Source organism: Pseudomonas neuropathica (assembly GCF_015461835.1).
GTDB classification, from domain to species: domain Bacteria; phylum Pseudomonadota; class Gammaproteobacteria; order Pseudomonadales; family Pseudomonadaceae; genus Aquipseudomonas; species Aquipseudomonas neuropathica.
The window spans coordinates 17,276-37,055 of the sequence record NZ_JACOPX010000004.1; the positions used below are offsets into that span (position 1 = coordinate 17,276).

Sequence of the window (19,780 nt, forward strand, 5' to 3'; positions counted from 1 at the left end):
TGAGTCCTACACACCAATCGCGGTTTTGCTATAGGACTCGCGATCCATGTCGTCCAGTTCGACACACAGCTGCACCTCGACACCGGCCGGCCATTCGCACAGGTCCTGCAAGACTGCCAACAGGCTCTCTGACAACTGCTTTTTGATCTGCGGCGAACGCCCGCTGAGCAGCGCCAGCTTCACATAGACGAAGGCGCGCTCGGCCATGGCAGTTCCGACCTTGAAGGTCTCGACTTTCACCGCACGACTTTTGATATCGAACTCCGCCGCGAACTGCCCGGAAGCCACCAAGGTGTTGTTCAGGCGGATCAACGCGACGTCAGCGTTCAACTGCGGCAGGTTGGCGGTGTATTCCATGTGCAGGTGTGGCATTGCAGGTCCCCAGTCAGTTGGCAGAAAGGTCGTACATATAGCACAGCTCTGTCCTACCCTCCCGGTGACTTTCCAATGTGGGAGCGAGCTTGCTCGCGAATGCGCTCGTTCAGCGACACTTAAGGTGCTGATACGCCGCTTTCGCGAGCAAGCTCGCTCCCACACGGTATGTGATGTTCGTCAGACTGGGGTCAGTGGCCGTTCGCTCATGAATTGCTCCAGCCTTGAGCGCAACCAGCGCTCGGCCGGATCGCTGTCGACGTGGCTGAGCCAGACCATCGACAGATCCAGCGTCGGCGTCTTGAACGGGAACGGCTCCTTAAATAGCAATCCGGAAGTGGCCATGGCTGCTGCCGTGTAGTCCGGCAGACTGGCAATCAGGTCAGTGCCCGCCAGCAGCGCCGGCAACGCGCTGTATTGCGGTACCGACAGCACCACTTGGCGAGTACGACCGAGTTCGGCCAGCCACTCATCGGCAAAACCACTGACGTTGGCCGTGTGCGAAACCAATACATGGGGGCGCGCGCAATATTCATCCAGCGTCAGCGGTGTATCACTGGCGTCGGCGCGCAGGATGCTCGGCTGAATGTGCCGCAGCAGTTTGCGCTTGGCATTGGCCGGCAAGCCTCGGGTCTGGCTGATGCCGACCGTGATGTCGCCCGCCGCGAGCAGATCGGGGATGCGCCAGTAATCAACGTGTTGCACCACGAACACCACGTTCGGCGCTTCCTGGCGCAGCGCACGCAACAGCGGCGGCAGCAGGCCGAATTCGACGTCATCGGACAGACCGATGCGAAACGTCATGGTGCTCACGGCCGGATCGAAATCGCGGGTCAGGCTCAGCGCGACCGACAGCGAATCCAGCGCCGGCTTGAGATGGCGGAAAATATCTTCGGCGCGGGCGGTCGGTTCCATGCGGTGACCGACGCGGATGAACAGCGGATCATTGAGCATGGTGCGCAAGCGATTGAGCGCCGAGCTGATGGTCGGCTGGCCGAGAAACAACTTCTCGGCCGCCCGGGTCACGTTGCGTTCGAGCATCAAGGTCTCGAACACCACCATCAGGTTGATGTCAGCCTTGCGTAGTTCATTGCGGTTCATCCATTGCCCCCTGCCCCCCCGGAATACCGGCAGTGTAGAAAGGCCGGGGCCCCGCCGTCCATCGCCACGCTGCGTCAGTTCACCGTCAGGCGTTTCAAGCCCAGCGCCATGACCCGTGAATCGTCATTGATGCCCAATTGTTCAGGGCTGATGGCGTCGGGCAATTGCAGCTCGATCGTCAGGCGATCATTGTCTGCCAGATACTGACGGATCGCAGGACTGATCAGGATCTCCAGATGATTATCCTGATGTTGCACCAGCCGCGTGCTCAGTACCTGCTCGCCATTCAAACTGACAATCACTCGCTGCGCCGGGTGTTGCGGCAAAACGAATGCCATGACCTCCAGCGCAATCGAGCGCGCCTCGGGTGACACCCGCAAGTCGACCTGCGCCTGCTGCCCCGCCGACCATGTGCCCCAGTTTTCCGGGGTCGACCAACCGCTGGTCAACTGCCGGGCGGAGTAGTTGAAGATCAGCGCCTGACCGGGACGCATCAGTGCCAGCGATGACATTCGGCGTCCTTCATCAGGCACGCTCAGGCACTGCGAACAACGCTTCCAGCCCGGCGCCAGTACCACCAGGCCATCCACTCGGGTCAGCAGATCCGTTTCACTGTTGACGCTTTTGGCGGCATCGGCCAGCACGGAGTCGTCGAGGATGTACAACGAGTCGGCATCGTATTGCCCTGATTCGAGCATGTGCTGCGTTTTCTGCCGAGCCTGATCCAGCGCTGTGGAACTCATGCGTCCCAGATAGACCGCGTCGGTTTTCAGACCATGGGTCGCAGCGAAATCGGCAATCATTTGCCAGCGTTCGGACTGATTCTGTGGCATCAGACTGCGCACGTTCGGGTAATGCGCCGCCGCACTCACCCAGAATGGATCACGCATCGGCGTTGGCCATTCTGCGGCGGGCGTCATCATTTTGCTGTTGCGCAAGCCCATCCAGCCGTTGCGCGTGTCGACAATCTGTATCGTCAATGCCAGTGCCAACAACGTGACGACGATACGTGGCCGGTAACCGCGCACCAGCAGGAACATCACCATCAGGATGAGCGCGTACAACACGGGCCAGAACATCCGCCCCGAGGCGCGAAAAACATTGGCCAGTTTGAGGACGATTTTCGGCAGCGGATAGCTGAACGTGTGCCCGCCGACACCGATCTGGTTCGATAGCGCAAACAACGATAAACCGATCAACGCCAGCAACAGCCAAGGGCGAACGCGAAGCTCATCCTTCAGCGGCTGGCGATTTCTCAGAAAGGCAATCAGCGCCAACGGCACCAGCAACAGCACACCCAGCCCCGGATAATTAAAGCCTTCGTAATCGCCGCTGGCTTTTGGCAGATCCGGCAAGATGAACGACCAGCCCGCTGGGTCGAGTGGCGACAACAGGTTCATCCGGTACAACCCGAAACCGCCGGATTGCCCGCCGTCGGCAATGGCGAAGTAACCGGCCTGCCAACAACACACACTCACCACGGCAAACAGCGAAATACCTTCAAGCAACCCCTGACGCCGAGTCAGTTGTTGACTGAAAGTTTTGCCGAGCAGATCTGCTACCCAGATCAGCGCCACCATCGCCAGCAGGTAAGCATGCACCATCGCCGTCACCGCCAGTAACGCGCCCCAGGCCAGGCGTCGTCGAGACAGGTTCGGCAACAACGCCAGGTACAGCGCCGCCAGAATAAGAAAATGCCCGGACAGGGAAAGGTGTCCGCCCATGCGTAGAAACATCGGCGGTGAAACCACCAGCAAACCGGTACCCAGCAAACGAATCAGCGGATTGCCGGTCATCAGCCCCAGCAGTTTCCAGGCGAACCAGGCTTGCAGCACGAAACACGCCAGCAGCCACAGACCGAAATACTGGAAGGTCGCCGGCAACCACGCATTGAACGGTTTGAACAGCAACGCCAGCAGCGGATTGGAGTCGGAAAAGATGATCGAACTGCCCAGCTCCAGACCATAGGAAGGGTTGAGTCCGAGCGGAAAGGTCCAGGGTGAATGGCGAAAATATTCCCAGCCCAGATAATGCGTCGCCGGATCGCCCTGCTCCAGCCAGGCAATGTTTTGCGGATCCAGCGCTTGCGGCCCGATCACACAGAAAAATGCCAGAACGCCGAGCAGTAAAGGCAACACGCCCAGCGCCGGATGGTTTGGTGAAGCCTTCATCGATACGTCCAGAAATTGTGCAAGACAAAGGTGAACGCTGGAATCGTCAGTGCCACCGCAACGATGCCCAGCAGATAGTGCAGCCCGGCAACCTGCGCGGCCCAGGCAACGAACATCGCGAGGAAAAAGCCGCCCACGGACACCAGCAGAAAACGCAGCAGCGTTCGTCCATGCAAGCGGGCAGAAAAGCTCCAGGTGGTGTTGATCACGTAGGAAACCACCGTCGCCACGGCAAACGCCACGCCGTTGGCCAGCGGCGGTTGCGCAGCAATGAAGTCGATGAACAGCACCGCCACCAGCGCGTGCAGCGCAGTGACAAACAGCCCGGTCACGGCAAAGCGCAAACCCCGCTGAATCAATGCTGTTTTTTGCGCCGAGGTCACGGTTTGCGCGCCAGCACGAACACACTCAACCCGGCCAGACGGTTCATGCTCATCAACGGCAGTTCAAGACTGCATAGCGTCTTGAGAACACCGTTGACCAGCGGATGATGACGCTTGAGCTGTGAACGCGGCGTTTGGGCTTGCGCGCCTTGCGGCAGCAAGCGCAACGCCGCAGCGATCGGAAACACCGCACCGAAATAATAGGCACCGCGCTGCACCGTCAAACCGGCATCACGCGCCAGGGTTTCGAACTGCGCCAGGGTGTAACGGCGCTTGTGCTCAAGAAAGTCATCGTGGCCACTCCACAAGAACTGGAATGCCGGTACCGTCATCAGAAACCGGCTGCCAGATGGCACTTTGTCGACGTACATCTTGAGCAGACCGAGGTCATCATCGACATGCTCCAGCACGTCCATCAGCAACACCAGATCGGCATCGATGGTCTCGATCCCGCGACGGTAGTGCACCGCTTTGCCGGCGGTGGTAGTGCTGGAGTCGGCGGTATAGCTGATATCCACGCACCACGCTTCGCGTGCATCGGTGTGCGTCAGCAAATGGTGGGAGAAAAATCCCGAGCCGGCACCGACATCAAGGATTCGGCTGATGGGTGCATCTCCCAGCAAACGCCGGGTGGCGGCGGCTTTCGAGCAGTAATACCAGTGCTCGTCGATGGCGTCGCCGAGGATGTCGGTTTCCTTGAGATCCATGTGTCAGTCCTTGGGGTCATAGACGCGACGCACCAGAAAAACCGGCCGGCGTTTGGATTCGATATACGTGCGGCCCAGGTACTCACCGAGCACACCGATGCCGATCAATTGCAGTCCACCGAGGAAGGTCACGGCCACCATCAGCGAGGCATAACCGGGCATGTCGATACCGTGAATCAGCGTGCGTAGGACGATGAATATGGCGAAGGCAAATGACACCAGCGACACCAGTGCGCCGACATACGTCCAGATCCGCAACGGTTCAGTGCTGAAACTGGTGATGCCTTCCAGCGCGAAATTCCACAGGCGCCAGCCATTGAACTTGCTCTGCCCCGCCACGCGCTCCGGGCGCTCGTAATCGACGTGAGTGGTGCGAAAGCCGACCCAGGCGAACAGGCCTTTCATGAAGCGCCGGGATTCCGGCAGGGTCAGCAAGGCATCGACCACGCAGCGATCCATCAGACGAAAATCGCCGACATTCTCGGGCAAAGGCTGTTCAGCGATCTTGTTGTGCAGGCGGTAGAACCAGTGCGCTGATGTCTGCTTGGCCCAGGTGTCGCTGCGACGGCTGATGCGGTGACCGAGCACCACTTCAAAGCCTTCTCGCCAACGCTCGATCATCTGCAGAATGACCTCGGGCGGGTCCTGCAGATCAGCGTCGATCGGCACCACGATTTGCCCGGTCGCGATCTGCAAACCGGCGGACAACGCTGCTTCTTTGCCGAAGTTGCGACTCAAATCGACGATACGCAGACGCGCATCGTGCCGCTGATGTTCGAGCAGGCGCTCAAGCGTGGCATCGGTACTGCCGTCGTTGACGAACACCAGTTCAAGGTCGATCAACGCCTGCGTCTGAAAGACTTCATTGATGCACCGCAGAAACGTGTCGAGGCTGTCCTCTTCGTTAAAAACGGGGACCACCAGCGATAACGTCACCCGCCCGGCCTGTTGCGTTCCGTGCTCAGTCAAAGGAGTGCTCTTCTTATAGTGTTAGGCGGTCGCCGAACGATATTCGACGCCATGAGCCGTCCCGTATTAAGCAGCAGCGTCGACGGTGTTGCAAGGATCAGACGGTGTCATTTTGGCCAATCCACAGGCCTATTGCTGCGCTCTAGCCCGCGCCCTTCAGAAACATCCGCGAACGATTGGAAACAAATGTCCGATAGCCAAAAAAACCGTCTGCGCTAGGCTTGCGACCATGCGCCACACCGGCTGTCGCACAATGAATCGCATGGAGCGAACTGAATGTATTTCGAGATTTACAGGCAATCCAGAGGCACCCCGAGCACCGGCAAAGGGCAATGGCGCTGGAGACTGAGAGCGGGTAACCACGAGACCATCGCCAGTGGCGAGTCGTATGTGAACAAGGCGGATTGCATGCACGTGATCGGGTTGATCAAGTCTGTGCAGGGGGAGACGCCGGTCAAGGAGATCTAGCCGCTCTGCACGGTCCTGCAGATATGAAAAAGCCCCACAGTTTTAAGGCTGTGAGGCTTTTTTTCGGGCCGGTATCGAAAGACATTGAAGAAGCAGCGCGCAACGCTGGCCTCTTGTTCAGTCCGCCAGCCAGGCATTTCGCCACGCCAACAGATGTTCGTCCTTGAGCATCCAGTGATCGAGTACAACGCTGCGCAGGGCGTCTCCAGCCTTGGCGCTGGCATCGGGTTCAGCCAGATGTTCGCGAATAGCGGCAATCCAGTCTTGCGAACGGTTCCTGACCCTCGTCACCGGGAAATCCCCCCGATAACAAGGGATGTCCGAGCAGATCACGGGGAAACCACAGGCGCCATATTCCAACAAGCGCAAATTGCTTTTGCAGGCGTTGAAAAAGTTGTCTTTCAGAGGTGCCAAAGCCAGGTCGAGGTTCAGGTCAGCCAGTCTTTGCGAGTATTTTTCGATACTCACCCCCCTATGGAACTCATGGACATAGGGACGCAGTGCTGGTGGGCACATCCCCATGAACACCCATTCAACTTCTCCTTCCAGCGCACGAACCACTTCGGCAAGGACTTGCAGGTCGGCGCTGTGACTCGAGCCGCCGGCCCAGCCAACCCGAGGCTTGCGGCCTTGTTGGCGCTGGCTGGTCAGGTCGCTCCACCAATGGCTCGGCAGACGGTTTTCCATCACCCGGATATCGGCGTTGAACCCCTTCAGCGCATTGGCCAGCGGCTCGGTAGACACCACCAACCGATCGCACAGCCCTACGGCTTTCTTCAAGCGTTTGGTGATGTCTTTGGGCAGCAATTCGTGGTTCAAGTTGCCAGCGGGCACGTCAAGAATATAGTCATCCAGCTCGTAAATCTTGAACGCCCTGGAGAATGCCTTGGTGTCCTGCATGTACTCAAGATGAGGCGTTGTGTGCTGTCCCTGGAAAATGATCGTGTCCGGCGCAATGCGCTCCAGTTCTGTCGGTTGCAGTCCCTCGTCGCTCACCGTGCCGCCGATCAGCTGCGCAGCTTTCAGGGCAGCGAAAGGCTGACGCACGCGGTAGTGTCCGCTGCCGAAAGAGTCGAGGGGGTGGCACAGCACATGAGGCAACTCACGACTGGCAAACGGGTGCCAATCAGTGTCGGTACGGTATTTGGAGGAGAAGCCACTGCCCTCCAGGGTCAGGTTGCGGTTGTAGGCCGGATCGTTGGCGATTTGCGCAAGCCAACGCTGGTACATCACCGACTGTTCGCCCTTGAATCGTTTGCGCTTGGCTTCTTCCTTGGTCGTGTCGACGTTGTTCTGGCTCACACTGGCTTCGTGAACGAGCAACGCATAAGGCGTCCAGACAATCAGCCGTCCAGCCTGGCCGACTTTAAGGCACAGATCCACATCGTTAAAGGAAACGGCCAGGCCGATCTCGTCCATCCCCCCCACTTGCTGGTACAGCTCAGTGCTGATCATCAGGCAGGCGGCGGTGACCGCGCTGTAGTTCTGATCAAGATGCAAGCGGTGAAGGTAGCCGTTGGACTGCATTGAATCGCCGATAAACGGGTGGTCTGCAACGCCACGCAACCCGAGTACCACACCTGCATGCTGAACAGTCCCGTCGAGGAATAACAGTTTAGCGCCCACTATCCCCACTTCCGGCCGCTGGGCGTGATGGAGCAGTGCACCAAGCCAGTCGCCATCAATGATCGCCGTGTCATTGTTGAGCAGCACCAGGTAATCGCCGCGGGCATGGCTGGCAGCAAAATTATTGATCGCCGAATAGTTGAACGGGTGCGGATAACGCAGGATGCGCACCTTGGGATTGTTCAACAGCTCCATACCGTTGAACCAGTCCCGGGCCTCGGCTGTTTCGCTGTTGTTGTCGACGATGATCAGTTCGTAATTCGTGTAGCTGGTTTTCTCCATGATGCTTTCGATGCAGCGCAGCAGCATCGGCAGGCAGTCCTTGGTGGGAATGAGGATCGACACCAGCGGCTGTTCCGCATGTTGGTAGACCACACGATTAGCCATTGGCAAAGGTCCGGCCAGCAGCTCATGCGCCACGCCCAGGCGCTGCAAGTGCGCCCCGACGATGGCTGCCGAGTTCGCGATGACTTGCGGTTCACCGAGCCACTGAGGGAAATTGATCGCCTGATGCACCAGCACATCCGCGAGGTGCCCGACAGTGCCCAGACCGTGAGTTTCAATCAGCCGAAAAAGCAAATCATGGGGCGCCAGTTCGCTGAAGGCGGGATCAAAGCCGTCGGCAGACAGCGCGGCGTCGCGACTGAAAGCCAGTGCGCGGCCGACATAGGGATAACTGCGCAACATATCCAGATTCAAATCCGGCTTGAATACCGGACTCTGGCAGCCTTCAGCGGTCAGTGAGTCTTCATCGCTGTAACAGGCGCTGACACCGGGATTGAGCGCGATGCCTTCGGCGAGCAAAAGCAGCGCGTGGGGATCCAGTTCGTCTCCGCCACGCAACAGGTACCACCAGTCAACGTCGATCTCCTGCAACAGTTCATTGAGCTGGCCCGGCCACGATTCGGCCAACGGCAGCCAGACCAGATTATCGGCCGGCGTCACGCCTACAGGTTCGGCATTGGAGAGCACCACGATGGCCGCCGCCCGATAAAGCTGGCGGTCAATGCTTTCCAGGCTGGAACGCAACAGTCCGATATCACCCGTAGTGTCGGTCAACACCAACAACACGTCCGGTTGCCGCGGCCAACTCGCCAGTCGCGCGGGTAAACCTTCGACCTCGACGGCGGCCAGTTGCCGACTCGCCAGCCAGCGCTGATAAAGGTCGATATTGCGCTGCTGCCGGCCAACATTCGCCAGAACGCCGAAAAAACGCTCTAACGTGTGTGCCAGGGTGCCGTCGAGCTGGCCACATTCAACTTCGAAATCGCTGCCCGTCAGTTGAATCCGCTCCAGAGGCGCAAACACTTCAATGCGCGCAAAGAACATGGTGCCGGCAAAATAATCCGCTTCGTTGATGCCCTGCGGCTCAATACCGCCACGCTCGGCCAAGGTGACAAGCAACGCGCGGTTGCTTTCGCTGAGGAATCGGGTGACTGGCACCAGGTATCGCTGAGGACCCAGCATCGGCACATGCACCGGGTCGGCCAAGTGTTCCAGCGCTCGACTGAATCGTACCGGGTCCAGCAGATCATCGAATAGTTCAACGCCCCAATCGATCGCCCCGCCCAAGTGCAGCGAACGCTTGGTGTGCAGCTTGACCAGCGTGCGGATATTGTCGGCATGCAAGAACGGCAGCACCCGCAGAAACGGCAAAACATCCCTGCCGTGATTCGGCACCCGGTATAGCGAAAAACTCAATGTGCTGGCCGTCAGCTGAGCACAGATCTCATCTTCACGACCGGCTACGCAGGTTACGTAGAGGTGCAGGCGTTCAGTCAGTTTAATCAAACGGCGCAGAATATCTTTCAGCACTTCGGGGTAATACGCATGGATAACCACGCCGACTGGCGGCTCGCCATCCTCGAACGCTGGCGGCTGCGCAACCAGCACTTCGCAGTCTTCGACGTGGGGTGCGGCGCTGCTGCCTGACTTGACGGACTGACGTTCAGAAACGCGGTGAGCACCTTGGGCTGATGGTGGAATTTTCATATTCAAACCAATTCAAATAGGGAGCGAGGCTGGAACTCGCTGGATGCGCCTTTCACGGCCGAGGTGAGCAAGTATCCACTTTAGTGAGAGCGCTGGCCTCATGACTGGACAGAGGATAAACGACGACAGGTGTGATTTGGCGGCCGATCGCTGGCCAATAATGACAGCCCCTACTCTGCGAGCGCGGCTTTAAATGGGTCGGTGAGTCCTGTGAACGTTGTGTCTCTAATGTCGGCAGAGGCTGTGTTTACTTAAATTGCCTCTCTGCCGACGACCTCACCCTGCACGACGCGCTTCAGCGCCTTCGCTATCGCCACGAAACTGGACTCGCAGAAACGAAAAAGCCCCGTAGATTTTCATCTACGGGGCTTTTTCTATGTAATGGCGGAGAGATAGGGATTCGAACCCTAGGTACCGGTGAAGGTACAACGGATTTCGAATCCGTCCCATTCGGCCACTCTGGCATCTCTCCAACGGCGCGCATCATAACAACACTTTTACCGAAAGCAAACCCTCTTTCGAAATTTTCTTCGTGCTATCAGATGCTTGCGTCGATTAAAGCGGTACACCCAGACGATTGGCGACTTCTTCGTAGGCTTCGATAACGTCACCGAGACCCTGACGGAAGCGGTCTTTGTCCATCTTCTTCTTGGTGTCCTTGTCCCACAGACGGCAGCCGTCCGGGCTGAACTCGTCACCGAGGACGATGGAGCCGTCGCTGAACACGCCGAATTCAAGCTTGAAGTCGACCAGCAGCAGGCCAGCGTCGTCGAACAGCTTGGTCAGGACTTCGTTGACCTTGAGCGACAGTTCTTTCATGCGCGCCAGTTGCTCGGCGGTGCCCCAACCGAATGCCACGACGTGGGATTCGTTGATGAACGGGTCGCCCTTGGCGTCGTCCTTCAGGAACAGTTCGAAGGTGTAAGGATTGAGCTTCAGGCCTTCTTCGACGCCCAGACGCTTGACCAGACTACCGGCAGCGTAGTTACGCACGACGCACTCGACCGGGATCATGTCCAGCTTCTTGACCAGCACTTCGTTGTCGGCCAGCAGTTTGTCGAATTGGGTCGGTACGCCGGCCGCTTCGAGTTTCTGCATGATAAAGGCGTTGAACTTGTTGTTGACCATGCCTTTGCGGTCGAGCTGCTCGATGCGCTTGCCGTCGAACGCCGAGGTGTCGTTGCGAAACAGCAGGATCAAGCGGTCAGCGTCGTCGGTCTTGTAAACCGATTTGGCTTTGCCGCGGTAGAGTTCTTCACGTTTTTCCATGATGGGCTCCGCTTGCTAAGTAGGTGGGCTAGGCGATGTGGCGCCAGTCGAGCCCTGAATCTTGATCGGCCAGTTGCAGCCAGTCCGGGTCGCACCCAAGGGTGTCGACAAAACATTGCCGGGCCAGCTGCGGCAGGTTGTTCTTGCTGCTCAGATGGGCCAGGACCAGGTGTTGCAAGCCCTGCCAGCCCAACTCGGACACCAGGAATGCCGCCTGATGGTTGTTCAAATGTCCCAGCTCGCCGCCCACCCGCTGCTTGAGAAAGTACGGGTAATGACCACGGGCCAGCATGTCGCGACAATGGTTGGACTCGATCATCAACGCATCGAGGTCCCGATAACCATCCAGCACCCGCTCGCAGTAGGAACCCAGGTCGGTCAGCAGGCCGAAGCGCCGCTGCTGCTGATCACTGAAGACGTACTGGGTCGGTTCCTGCGCATCATGGGCCACGGCAATGACCCCGATGCTCAGCGCACCGATCTGCAGTTGCTCGCCGCCGGCCAAAAAGCCTGCGGGTTCAATCGGTTTGCGCATCCCGCGCAGTGTGCCGCGACTGAGGTAGACCGGTAGATTGTAGCGCCGAGACAGTAAACCCACGCCATGCACGTGGTCGGCATGTTCGTGGGTTACGAGTATCGCGCTCAGTTGCGCCGGGTTCACACCCAGGCGCAACAGGCGTTTTTCGGTTTCCCGCAGGGAAAAACCACAATCCACCAGCACATACGTATCAGCACTGGCGATCAGCGTGCCGTTCCCTTGGCTACCGCTGCCGAGAACGGCAAAACGCATGGTTGATCAGCCCAGGTTGTCCTGAATCACGCTCAACACTTTGCGTGCCACTTCAGCCGGCGCGACGGTGTTGATGTTTTTCTCGACGGTCACCTGAATGTTCTCGCCAACCTTGCTCAGGCGAACCTGATAACGCTCGGCACGGGCTTCAACTTCTTCCTTGCTCGGCGCACTGCCGAACAGGCTGCTGAAGAAACCAGGCTTGTCGTCTTTCTTCTCGGCTTTTTCGGCCAGGTTGATGTAGTACAGGCCCAGGCTACGGTTGATGTCTTCAACGCGCCATTCGCCTTGTTCCAGTGCACGGCCAACGCTCGACCAGGCACGATCCAGATCGTTACCGACGTTCAACACCGGGTTGCCACTGCCGTCTTCGCTGAGGCTGACACGGCTTGGCGTATCAAAATCACGCGAGGCCAGCATCGACACCGAACCGCCCTTCTCGGAGATCCGGCTCATGCTCGCGAGCATGTCGTCGACCAGCGCTGCGTCCAGGCCAGTGTTGACCGAACGGTTGGTGAAGGCCACGTCGGCCGTGCTGCCGGCAGGACGCTCGGCGCTGACCACGTAGATTTCACTGGTGTTGCGCTGCACGCCCGGCTCGATCCGCACACGCACGCGGGTTTCGCTGTCGCTGGCGATGCCGGCTGCGCTCAGGCGCTTGGCCATGGCCGCGGACAGTTCGTCGGAATGCTGCCAGGTGGTAGTGAACTCACCAGTCTGCGGGCGCTGCTCATCAAGACGGAAACCGTTGTCCTGGAAGAATTGCACCGCCACTGGCCAGACTTCGGCCGGTGGGTGCTGGGCCACGACCCAGCGGGAGTCACCGCTCTTCTGCAGCGAGTAATCGCTGGCATCGGCAACGGCCGACAGCGGCTGAGGACGCGGCACAATGTATTCGCCCTTCTCGGTGTCATCAGCAACGTTACGCGGGATCGGCAACAGCGGATCCAGACGCTTGGAAGTGCTGACTTCCGGTGGCAGTTGCATTGGTGCAGTCTGTTGCGCTTGCAGGTAATCGCTACCACGGTCGCGGAAATAACCTTCCGGCCCCCAGACCCATCCGCAGCCGCTGGTGCTGGAGATAATCAAGGCAAGTGCGGAAAGTCCGGCCATTCGCTTCATGCGTTGTACTTCCTCAATTAAACCAGGACGCTGCACTGGCGCAGGGCCGAGCGGAGCGTTTCGTGACAAGGTGTGCTCAGCCAGGTCAGTGGCAAGCGGATGCCTTCGTGCATCAGGCCCATTTCCACCAAAGCCCACTTCACCGGAATCGGGTTGGCTTCGATGAACAGGTCTTTGTGCAGTGGCATCAGTTTTTCGTTGATCGCCCGTGCGGTGTCGGCGTCGCCTTTGAGCGCAGCCTCGCACAGATCGGCCATTTCGCGCGGCGCGACGTTCGCCGTCACCGAGATGTTGCCTTTGCCGCCCAGCAGGATCAGCTCAACGGCGGTCGGATCATCGCCGGACAGCACGATGAAATCCTTGCTCACACCATCGATGATTGCTTTGGCACGCTTCAGGTCGCCGGTGGCTTCCTTGATACCGATGATGTTCGGCACGGTGGACAGGCGGATCACGGTCTCGGCTTGCATGTCGCAAGAGGTGCGGCCAGGAACGTTGTAGAGAATCTGCGGAATGTCGACCGCTTCAGCGATGTGCTTGAAGTGCTGGTACAGACCTTCCTGAGTCGGCTTGTTGTAGTACGGAACCACCAGCAGGCAGGCGTCGGCACCGGCTTCCTTGGCGTTGCGGGTCAGCTCGACAGCTTCGCGGGTCGAGTTGGCGCCAGTGCCGGCGATGACCGGAATGCGCCCGGCAACCTGTTTGACTACGGCTTTGATGACGGCGATGTGTTCCTCTACATCAAGGGTTGCCGACTCGCCGGTAGTACCGACCGCGACAATGGCATGGGTGCCGTTCTTGAGATGGAAGTCCACGAGTTTGCTGAGGCTGTCCCAGTCAAGACGCCCTTGTGCATCCATGGGAGTGACCAGTGCCACCATACTGCCCGCAATCATGAAACCGCTCCTGCCGGAAAAAGAGAGCGGTAATGGTACTGGCGCCAAGATGCTTGCACAAGCGAAGTACTGCGCTGCCGCCATTCCCCTTGGCGCCGCTTTTCGCTACCCTTCAGACTTTGATCGGTACTGATCAGCTTGTACGCCGGGTTCCAGCCTCCCTTTACGGCCTCCCAGACCCCGTTCCTGCGTCGCATCGACGCGCTCCCGCTATAGTGGAGCGAGCCGCGAGCGCTTGCCGGGCCTCTTTGTACGGACAGCCAGAACAGGCACTCCCCGGTGGCCAACGCCCTTAAACCTACCGACCGCTCATCGCTTTAGGAATGCTGCATGTCCACCCCCACAGTTCGCGAACAATTCCTTGTCATCAGTGCCCTCGGCGCCAACCCCATGGAGCTGACTAACGTCCTGTGCCGCGCCAGCCATGAAAATCGCTGCGCCGTGGTTACTTCGCGCCTGACTCGCCACGGCGAGTGCAGCGCTTTGGTCCTCGAAGTCTCCGGTAGCTGGGATGCCCTCGCCCGCCTGGAAGGCAGTCTGCCGGGCTTGGCCAAGAAACACGCCTTTACCGCCAACGTGGTGCGCAGCGCGCCGCTGGAAAATCGTCCGCAGGCCCTGCCGTACGTGGCGTATGTCAGCTCGGCGTATCGCCCGGACATCATCAATGAGCTGTGCCAGTTCTTCATGGATCACAACGTCGAACTGGAAAACCTGACCTGCGACACGTACCAGGCGCCGCAGACCGGCGGCACCATGCTCAACGCCACATTTACCGTGACCCTGCCCGCCGGCACCCAGATCAGCTGGCTGCGCGACCAGTTCCTCGACTTCTCCGACGCGATGAACCTGGACGCACTGATCGAGCCTTGGCGCCCACAGAACCCAATGTAAGGAAACTTTCATGGCCGTTGTCATCGACCAACCGGTTGCCGATTTCGCAGCACCTGCCACCAGCGGGCAGACTGTCAGCCTGTCAGCCCTCAAGGGCAAGCAAGTGGTGATCTATTTCTACCCGAAGGACAGCACACCGGGTTGCACCACTGAAGGCCAGGGCTTTCGTGATCAATACGCCGCATTCAAGGCCGCCAATACCGAGATTTTCGGTATCTCCCGCGACAGCCTGAAGTCCCACGAGAACTTCAAGTGCAAGCAGGAATTTCCTTTCGAGCTGATCAGCGACAAGGACGAGGCTGTCTGCCAATTGTTCGACGTGATCAAGCTGAAAAAGCTGTACGGCAAGGAATACCTGGGCGTAGATCGCAGCACGTTCCTGATTGATAAGAACGGTGTGCTGCGTCAGGAATGGCGTGGTGTGAAAGTGCCGGGGCATGTGGATGCTGTTTTGGCAGCTGCGCAGGATCTGAACAAGGCCTGATGTTTTTCCGGCGTCTTTACTGACGCCTTCGCGAGCAGGCTCGCTCCCACATTGGATCTGTGGCGTTCACAAGTCCAGTGTGGGAGCGAGCTTGCTCGCGAATGGGCCCTGACTTCACCGAATAATCCGGATCAACCACTAGAGCAGTGGCGCCACCACCGGCTCCTTGCGCGGCCACGCATCCAGCACTGCCTTGAACAGGGTCGCCAGCGGGATCGCAAAGAACACACCCCAAAATCCCCACAACCCGCCAAACAACAGCACCGCACAGATGATTGCCACCGGATGCAAATTGACCGCCTCCGAGAACAACAGCGGCACCAGCACATTGCCATCCAGTGTCTGAATGATCCCGTAGACCGCCATCAGATAAATGAACTGATCGCTCCAGCCCCACTGGAACAGCGCAATCAGCAGCACCGGCACGGTCACCACCACGGCACCGACATACGGCACCACCACCGACACACCGACCAGCAACGCCAGCAGCGCCGCATAGTTGAGTCCAAGGGCAACAAATGCGATGTAGGTCACGCCGCCGCAGATCACGATTTCTATGACCTTGCCGCGAATGTAGTTGGCGATCTGCCGGTTCATCTCCTGCGCAACCCGAGTGATCAGCGCGCGCTCACGCGGCAAGTAGCCACGCACCCACTCGCCGATCATGACCCGGTCCTTGAGGAAGAAGAACACCAGAATCGGCACCAGCACCAGGTAGATCATGATGTTCACCAGCAGCGGCAGACTCGACAGCGAGAAGGTCAGCGCCCACTGGCCGAACTTGCCGATCTCGCCACGCGCCGCCTCGATCGCCTGCAACACTTGCTCATCGGACACCAGGTGCGGATAGCGTTCCGGCAACAGCAACAGCAGCGACTGCCATTTGGCGAGCATGCCCGGCAATTCATTGAACAGCGTGATCAACTGATGCCAGAGCAGCGGCAACACCACGAGGATAAACAGCATCAGCACGCCCATGAACAGCGCAAACACCAACCCTACCGCCACACCACCCGGCACGCGCAGACGCTCGAGCGTGACCACCAGGCCCTGCATGAGATACGCCAGCACCATCCCCGCCAACACCGGCGCAAGCATGCCGCCGAGGGTGAGCACGGCCGTGAAAGCGAGAAACAGCAGCACCGCCAGCACCACCGCTTCCTCATCGGAGAAATAGCGCTGAATCCAGTCGCGTAACACTTTGAACATCAATAATCCTTAGATTGTAACGCTGTCGATTTCAGGCCTTTTTCAACCAGTAACGGTAAACACCTGCTTCGTCTTCTTCGCGCAGCAGCGTATGACCGGCCAATTTGGCAAAGGTGCGAAAGTCGCGTTGCGAGCCCGCATCAGTGGCGATCACCTTGAGGACGGCGCCACTCTGAAGCTTGTTCAGCTCCATTTTCGCCTTGAGCAACGGCAACGGACAATTCAGGCCACTGGCGTCCAGTTCCACGTCATGGGCTACAGCGTCAGTCATTGCGTCACTCCGGTTCAGGTCTTCAAGCTGCCTAGAATATCTGGTCGCAGCTTCGGTGTCCGGCTACAGTAAGGTCTTTGTCTTCTAAGGCTTTGTGCATGACTTTTCTGCGCCCTACCCTGCTGACGCTCGCTTGCCTGCTCGCCTCACCAGGCTTTGCCGACGATCTGCCGTCACTCGGCGACGCCAGTTCTGCCATTGTCTCGCCGCAACAGGAATACCAACTTGGCCGCGCTTGGCTGGCGATGTTGCGCAGCCAGGTTTCACAGCTCAACGATCCGCAGCTCAAGGACTACGTCGAGTCCAGCGTCTATAAGCTGGTGGAGACCAGTCAAGTCACTGACCGACGCCTTGAATTCATTCTGATCAACAGCCCGCAGCTCAACGCCTTCGCGGCGCCGGGCGGCGTGGTCGGGGTCAACGGCGGTTTGTTCCTCAATGCGCAGACCGAGGGTGAATACGCTTCGGTACTGGCGCACGAACTGGCGCACTTGTCGCAACGCCACTTTGCGCGCGGCGTCGAGGCATCGCAACGAATGCAGGTGCCGATGATGGCCGCGCTGCTGGCCGGGATCGTCATTGCCGCAGCCGGTGGCGGTGACGCTGGTATTGCGACCATCGCCGGTACGCAGGCAGCGGCGATTCAGTCGCAGCGCACGTTCTCCCGGCAGAACGAACAGGAAGCCGACCGCATCGGCATCCTCAATCTGGAAAAGGCCGGTTACGACCCGCGCTCGATGCCGACCATGTTCGAACGCCTGATGCGTCAATACCGTTTCGACGCCAAGCCGCCGGAATTCCTGCTGACTCACCCGGTGACCGAATCGCGTATTGCCGACACCCGCAACCGCGCCGAACAAGCCAAACCGGGCGGCATTGAAGACTCCAAGCGCTATCAATTGATCCGCGCGCGCGTGCAGTTGATCTACGAAGAAACCCCGGGTCTGGGCGCCAAGCGTTTCCGTGCGCAGCTGGATGAAAACCCGAAGAACGATGTGGCGCGCTACGGTCTGGCGATTGCCCAAATCAAGGGTGGCCAGTTGAATGAGGCGCGCGAGAATCTCAAGCAATTGCTGGCGACGTCGCCGAACGAAATCATCTATAACCTTGCCCAGGTCGATCTGGACATCACCAATAATCGCTTGCCGGATGCACAGTCCCGTGTGGATCGCATGCTTACGCAATATCCGGGCAACTATCCGCTGAATCAGGTTCGTGTGGATCTGCTGCTGAAACAGAATCGCGCGCCGGATGCCGAGAAGGCGCTGGAAGCGTTACTCAAATCCCGCCCGGATGATCCGGATGTCTGGTATCAGGTCGCCGAAACCCGTGGCTTGTCGGGGAACATCATTGGCCTGCACCAGGCGCGGGCCGAGTATTTCGCGCTGGTTGGCGATTATCGCCAGGCGATCCAGCAACTCGATTTTGCCAAACGCAAGGCGGGCAGCAACTTCCCGCTGTCCTCACGCATCGATGCCCGCCAGCGTGAGCTGATGGAACAGGAGCGGATGGTCAAGGACATGATGGGCTAAGCCTCCTGCCATCCAGACAAAAGCTTCAGGCATAAAAAAACCGCCTCTTTCGAGGCGGTTTTTTTACCTTAGCGCTGGATTATTCAGCCAGTTTGAAGGTGATGAAGCTGGCACGACCTTGACGCAGAACGCGCATCGACACCGAACGGTTCTTCGGCAGTGCCTTGGCGATCTCGCCGAACTCCTTGGTGGAGCCGATGGCCTGGTTGTTCAGGTGAGTGATCACGTCACCTGGTTGCAGGCCGATCAACGCGGCAGGACCGTCCTGCACTTCCTTGATCACCACACCACCTTTGAGGTCGTAGGTTTTCTTCTGCTCGGCGGTCAGTTCGCCCACCGATACACCGAGGCGGTTGCTGGTGCTTTCAGTGCCGGACTTCGGCAGTGCATCCAGCTCTTTGTCTTCGTCAGGGATCGCGCCAACGGTCAGTTCGACATTCTTGCGCTTGCCTTCACGAATCACTTCCAGATTGGCTTTGGCACCAGCTTTCAGTGCGCCGACCAGATGTGGCAGATCAGCAGACATGACGATCGGCTGACCGTTCATGCTCAGGATCACGTCACCGACTTGCAGGCCGCCCTTGGCTGCCGGGCCGTCATCCTGAATCTGCGCAACCAGCGCGCCGGCAGGCTTCTCCAGACCGAACGACTCGGCCAGATCCTTGTTCACTTCCTGAATGACCACGCCCAGCCAGCCACGGCTGACCTTGCCACCGCTCTTCAGTTGATTGGACACATCCATTGCCACGTCGATCGGGATCGCGAACGACACGCCCATGAAACCGCCCGAACGGGTGTAGATCTGCGAGTTGATGCCGACCACCTCACCGTTCAGGTTGAACAGCGGACCACCGGAGTTGCCCGGGTTGATCGGCACGTCAGTCTGAATGAACGGCACGTAGTTTTCGTTCGGCAGACTACGGCCGACGGCGCTGACGATGCCCTGGGTCACGGTGTGGTCGAAGCCGAACGGCGAGCCGATCGCGACGACCCACTGGCCGGCTTTCAGGTCCTGGGATTTGCCAAGCTTCAACACCGGCAGATCCTTGCCTTCGATTTTCAGCAACGCCACGTCGGAACGCGGGTCGGTGCCGATCAGCTTGGCTTTCATTTCGCTGCGATCAGCCAGGCGCACGAGGATCTCGTCAGCATCAGCGATCACATGGTTGTTGGTCAGGATGTAGCCATCCGGAGAGATGATGAAGCCCGAGCCCAGCGACTGCGCTTCACGCTGACGACCACCACCGCCCGGCGAACGCTGTTGAGGCGGCATGCCACGCTCGAAGAACTCGCGCAGCATCGGCGGTAGCCCTTCCAGGTCAGGCATCTGCTGGTTCACTTTGCGATCCGGCAGTTTCTGCGTGGTACTGATGTTCACCACGGCTGGCGAAGCCTGTTCGACCAATTGGGTGAAGTCAGGCAGATCGGCCGCTTGCGCCGCAGGCACCGCCTGACCGAGCAACAGCACAGTGGCGAAAATGGAGAGATAGGATTTCAAACTTGGTATCGACATACAGCTCCCGTTAC

The 19,780-nt window shown here is 58.9% G+C and carries 18 protein-coding genes and 1 tRNA gene; 4 read left to right on the plus strand and 15 right to left on the minus strand.

Annotated elements, in window-relative coordinates:
* Positions 1-6 precede the first annotated feature (6 nt).
* The 6 genes from H8F23_RS05860 to H8F23_RS05885 all read right to left on the minus strand — a co-directional run bounded on the left by H8F23_RS05860 (position 7) and on the right by H8F23_RS05885 (position 5,703).
* The gene (locus tag H8F23_RS05860; RefSeq protein WP_194933717.1) at positions 7-372 is read right to left on the minus strand and encodes a 5-carboxymethyl-2-hydroxymuconate Delta-isomerase; all 366 of its coding nucleotides are present in this window, start codon (positions 370-372) and stop codon (positions 7-9) included.
* A gap of 180 nt (positions 373-552) precedes the next feature.
* Positions 553-1,473, minus strand: a complete 921-nt coding sequence (locus H8F23_RS05865; RefSeq protein ID WP_194933718.1) for a LysR substrate-binding domain-containing protein — start codon at positions 1,471-1,473, stop codon at positions 553-555.
* Positions 1,474-1,547: 74 nt separating this feature from the next.
* Entirely contained in the window at positions 1,548-3,644 is a 2,097-nt protein-coding gene (locus H8F23_RS05870) for a DUF6311 domain-containing protein (RefSeq protein ID WP_194933719.1), read from the minus strand.
* Positions 3,641-4,027: a GtrA family protein gene (locus tag H8F23_RS05875; protein ID WP_194933720.1), complete on the minus strand. Its 387-nt coding sequence runs from the start codon at positions 4,025-4,027 to the stop codon at positions 3,641-3,643. The genes H8F23_RS05870 and H8F23_RS05875 overlap by 4 nt, the downstream gene beginning before the upstream one ends.
* The gene (locus H8F23_RS05880) at positions 4,024-4,734 is read right to left on the minus strand and encodes a class I SAM-dependent methyltransferase (protein ID WP_194933721.1); all 711 of its coding nucleotides are present in this window, start codon (positions 4,732-4,734) and stop codon (positions 4,024-4,026) included. Before H8F23_RS05880 ends, H8F23_RS05875 begins: the two co-directional genes overlap by 4 nt.
* A gap of 3 nt (positions 4,735-4,737) precedes the next feature.
* Positions 4,738-5,703, minus strand: a complete 966-nt coding sequence (locus H8F23_RS05885; protein WP_194933722.1) for a glycosyltransferase family 2 protein — start codon at positions 5,701-5,703, stop codon at positions 4,738-4,740.
* A gap of 276 nt (positions 5,704-5,979) precedes the next feature.
* On the opposite strand from H8F23_RS05885, the gene H8F23_RS05890 reads away from it, so the two are divergent.
* Positions 5,980-6,171: a YegP family protein gene (locus H8F23_RS05890; protein ID WP_194933723.1), complete on the plus strand. Its 192-nt coding sequence runs from the start codon at positions 5,980-5,982 to the stop codon at positions 6,169-6,171.
* Positions 6,172-6,288: 117 nt separating this feature from the next.
* On the opposite strand, the gene H8F23_RS05895 is transcribed toward H8F23_RS05890, so the two are convergent.
* The 6 genes from H8F23_RS05895 to dapA form a co-directional block, all read right to left on the minus strand.
* Positions 6,289-9,789: a glycosyltransferase gene (locus tag H8F23_RS05895; protein ID WP_194933724.1), complete on the minus strand. Its 3,501-nt coding sequence runs from the start codon at positions 9,787-9,789 to the stop codon at positions 6,289-6,291.
* 382 nt (positions 9,790-10,171) lie between these two features.
* Positions 10,172-10,261 (minus strand) — tRNA-Ser (locus H8F23_RS05900).
* An 83-nt stretch (positions 10,262-10,344) separates the two neighbouring features.
* Positions 10,345-11,058 carry a phosphoribosylaminoimidazolesuccinocarboxamide synthase gene (gene purC, locus H8F23_RS05905; protein WP_093438296.1) on the minus strand — a complete coding sequence of 238 codons (714 nt, stop codon included), beginning with the start codon at positions 11,056-11,058 and terminating at the stop codon, positions 10,345-10,347.
* A 28-nt stretch (positions 11,059-11,086) separates the two neighbouring features.
* A complete protein-coding gene (locus H8F23_RS05910; RefSeq protein ID WP_194933725.1) occupies positions 11,087-11,848 on the minus strand; it encodes an MBL fold metallo-hydrolase in 762 nt (253 codons plus the stop codon).
* 6 nt (positions 11,849-11,854) lie between these two features.
* Positions 11,855-12,970 (minus strand): outer membrane protein assembly factor BamC, encoded by a 1,116-nt coding sequence (gene bamC / locus H8F23_RS05915; protein WP_093438304.1) that lies wholly within the window; start codon positions 12,968-12,970, stop codon positions 11,855-11,857.
* 17 nt (positions 12,971-12,987) lie between these two features.
* Positions 12,988-13,866 (minus strand): 4-hydroxy-tetrahydrodipicolinate synthase, encoded by an 879-nt coding sequence (dapA, locus tag H8F23_RS05920; protein ID WP_093438308.1) that lies wholly within the window; start codon positions 13,864-13,866, stop codon positions 12,988-12,990.
* A 330-nt stretch (positions 13,867-14,196) separates the two neighbouring features.
* Here dapA and H8F23_RS05925 point away from each other — a divergent pair, with 330 nt between their 5' ends.
* Positions 14,197-14,757 carry a glycine cleavage system protein R gene (locus H8F23_RS05925; protein ID WP_034153153.1) on the plus strand — a complete coding sequence of 187 codons (561 nt, stop codon included), beginning with the start codon at positions 14,197-14,199 and terminating at the stop codon, positions 14,755-14,757.
* 10 nt (positions 14,758-14,767) lie between these two features.
* The gene (locus H8F23_RS05930) at positions 14,768-15,241 is read left to right on the plus strand and encodes a peroxiredoxin (protein ID WP_194933726.1); all 474 of its coding nucleotides are present in this window, start codon (positions 14,768-14,770) and stop codon (positions 15,239-15,241) included.
* Positions 15,242-15,379: 138 nt separating this feature from the next.
* On the opposite strand, the gene H8F23_RS05935 is transcribed toward H8F23_RS05930, so the two are convergent.
* Positions 15,380-16,450: an AI-2E family transporter gene (locus H8F23_RS05935; protein ID WP_186622683.1), complete on the minus strand. Its 1,071-nt coding sequence runs from the start codon at positions 16,448-16,450 to the stop codon at positions 15,380-15,382.
* 31 nt (positions 16,451-16,481) lie between these two features.
* Complete coding sequence (locus H8F23_RS05940; protein WP_007911399.1) at positions 16,482-16,721, minus strand: sulfurtransferase TusA family protein; 240 nt, start codon at positions 16,719-16,721, stop codon at positions 16,482-16,484.
* A gap of 98 nt (positions 16,722-16,819) precedes the next feature.
* On the opposite strand from H8F23_RS05940, the gene H8F23_RS05945 reads away from it, so the two are divergent.
* A complete protein-coding gene (locus tag H8F23_RS05945) occupies positions 16,820-18,253 on the plus strand; it encodes a M48 family metalloprotease (protein ID WP_034153149.1) in 1,434 nt (477 codons plus the stop codon).
* A 79-nt stretch (positions 18,254-18,332) separates the two neighbouring features.
* Here H8F23_RS05945 and H8F23_RS05950 read toward each other — a convergent pair whose 3' ends face one another.
* Positions 18,333-19,766, minus strand: coding sequence for a DegQ family serine endoprotease (locus H8F23_RS05950; protein WP_194933727.1), 1,434 nt, complete (start codon positions 19,764-19,766; stop codon positions 18,333-18,335).
* Positions 19,767-19,780 lie beyond the last annotated feature (14 nt).

Coding starts and splice junctions, on each gene's coding strand:
- bamC (WP_093438304.1), bottom strand. CDS start 12,970: ATGAAGCGAATGGCCGGACTTTCCGCACTTGCCTTGATTATCTCCAGC.
- H8F23_RS05925 (WP_034153153.1), top strand. CDS start 14,197: ATGTCCACCCCCACAGTTCGCGAACAATTCCTTGTCATCAGTGCCCTC.
- H8F23_RS05880 (WP_194933721.1), bottom strand. CDS start 4,734: ATGGATCTCAAGGAAACCGACATCCTCGGCGACGCCATCGACGAGCAC.
- H8F23_RS05895 (WP_194933724.1), bottom strand. CDS start 9,789: ATGAAAATTCCACCATCAGCCCAAGGTGCTCACCGCGTTTCTGAACGT.
- H8F23_RS05890 (WP_194933723.1), top strand. CDS start 5,980: ATGTATTTCGAGATTTACAGGCAATCCAGAGGCACCCCGAGCACCGGC.
- H8F23_RS05945 (WP_034153149.1), top strand. CDS start 16,820: ATGACTTTTCTGCGCCCTACCCTGCTGACGCTCGCTTGCCTGCTCGCC.
- H8F23_RS05865 (WP_194933718.1), bottom strand. CDS start 1,473: ATGAACCGCAATGAACTACGCAAGGCTGACATCAACCTGATGGTGGTG.
- dapA (WP_093438308.1), bottom strand. CDS start 13,866: ATGATTGCGGGCAGTATGGTGGCACTGGTCACTCCCATGGATGCACAA.
- H8F23_RS05950 (WP_194933727.1), bottom strand. CDS start 19,766: ATGTCGATACCAAGTTTGAAATCCTATCTCTCCATTTTCGCCACTGTG.
- H8F23_RS05860 (WP_194933717.1), bottom strand. CDS start 372: ATGCCACACCTGCACATGGAATACACCGCCAACCTGCCGCAGTTGAAC.
- H8F23_RS05935 (WP_186622683.1), bottom strand. CDS start 16,450: ATGTTCAAAGTGTTACGCGACTGGATTCAGCGCTATTTCTCCGATGAG.
- H8F23_RS05870 (WP_194933719.1), bottom strand. CDS start 3,644: ATGAAGGCTTCACCAAACCATCCGGCGCTGGGCGTGTTGCCTTTACTG.
- H8F23_RS05910 (WP_194933725.1), bottom strand. CDS start 11,848: ATGCGTTTTGCCGTTCTCGGCAGCGGTAGCCAAGGGAACGGCACGCTG.
- purC (WP_093438296.1), bottom strand. CDS start 11,058: ATGGAAAAACGTGAAGAACTCTACCGCGGCAAAGCCAAATCGGTTTAC.
- H8F23_RS05930 (WP_194933726.1), top strand. CDS start 14,768: ATGGCCGTTGTCATCGACCAACCGGTTGCCGATTTCGCAGCACCTGCC.
- H8F23_RS05940 (WP_007911399.1), bottom strand. CDS start 16,721: ATGACTGACGCTGTAGCCCATGACGTGGAACTGGACGCCAGTGGCCTG.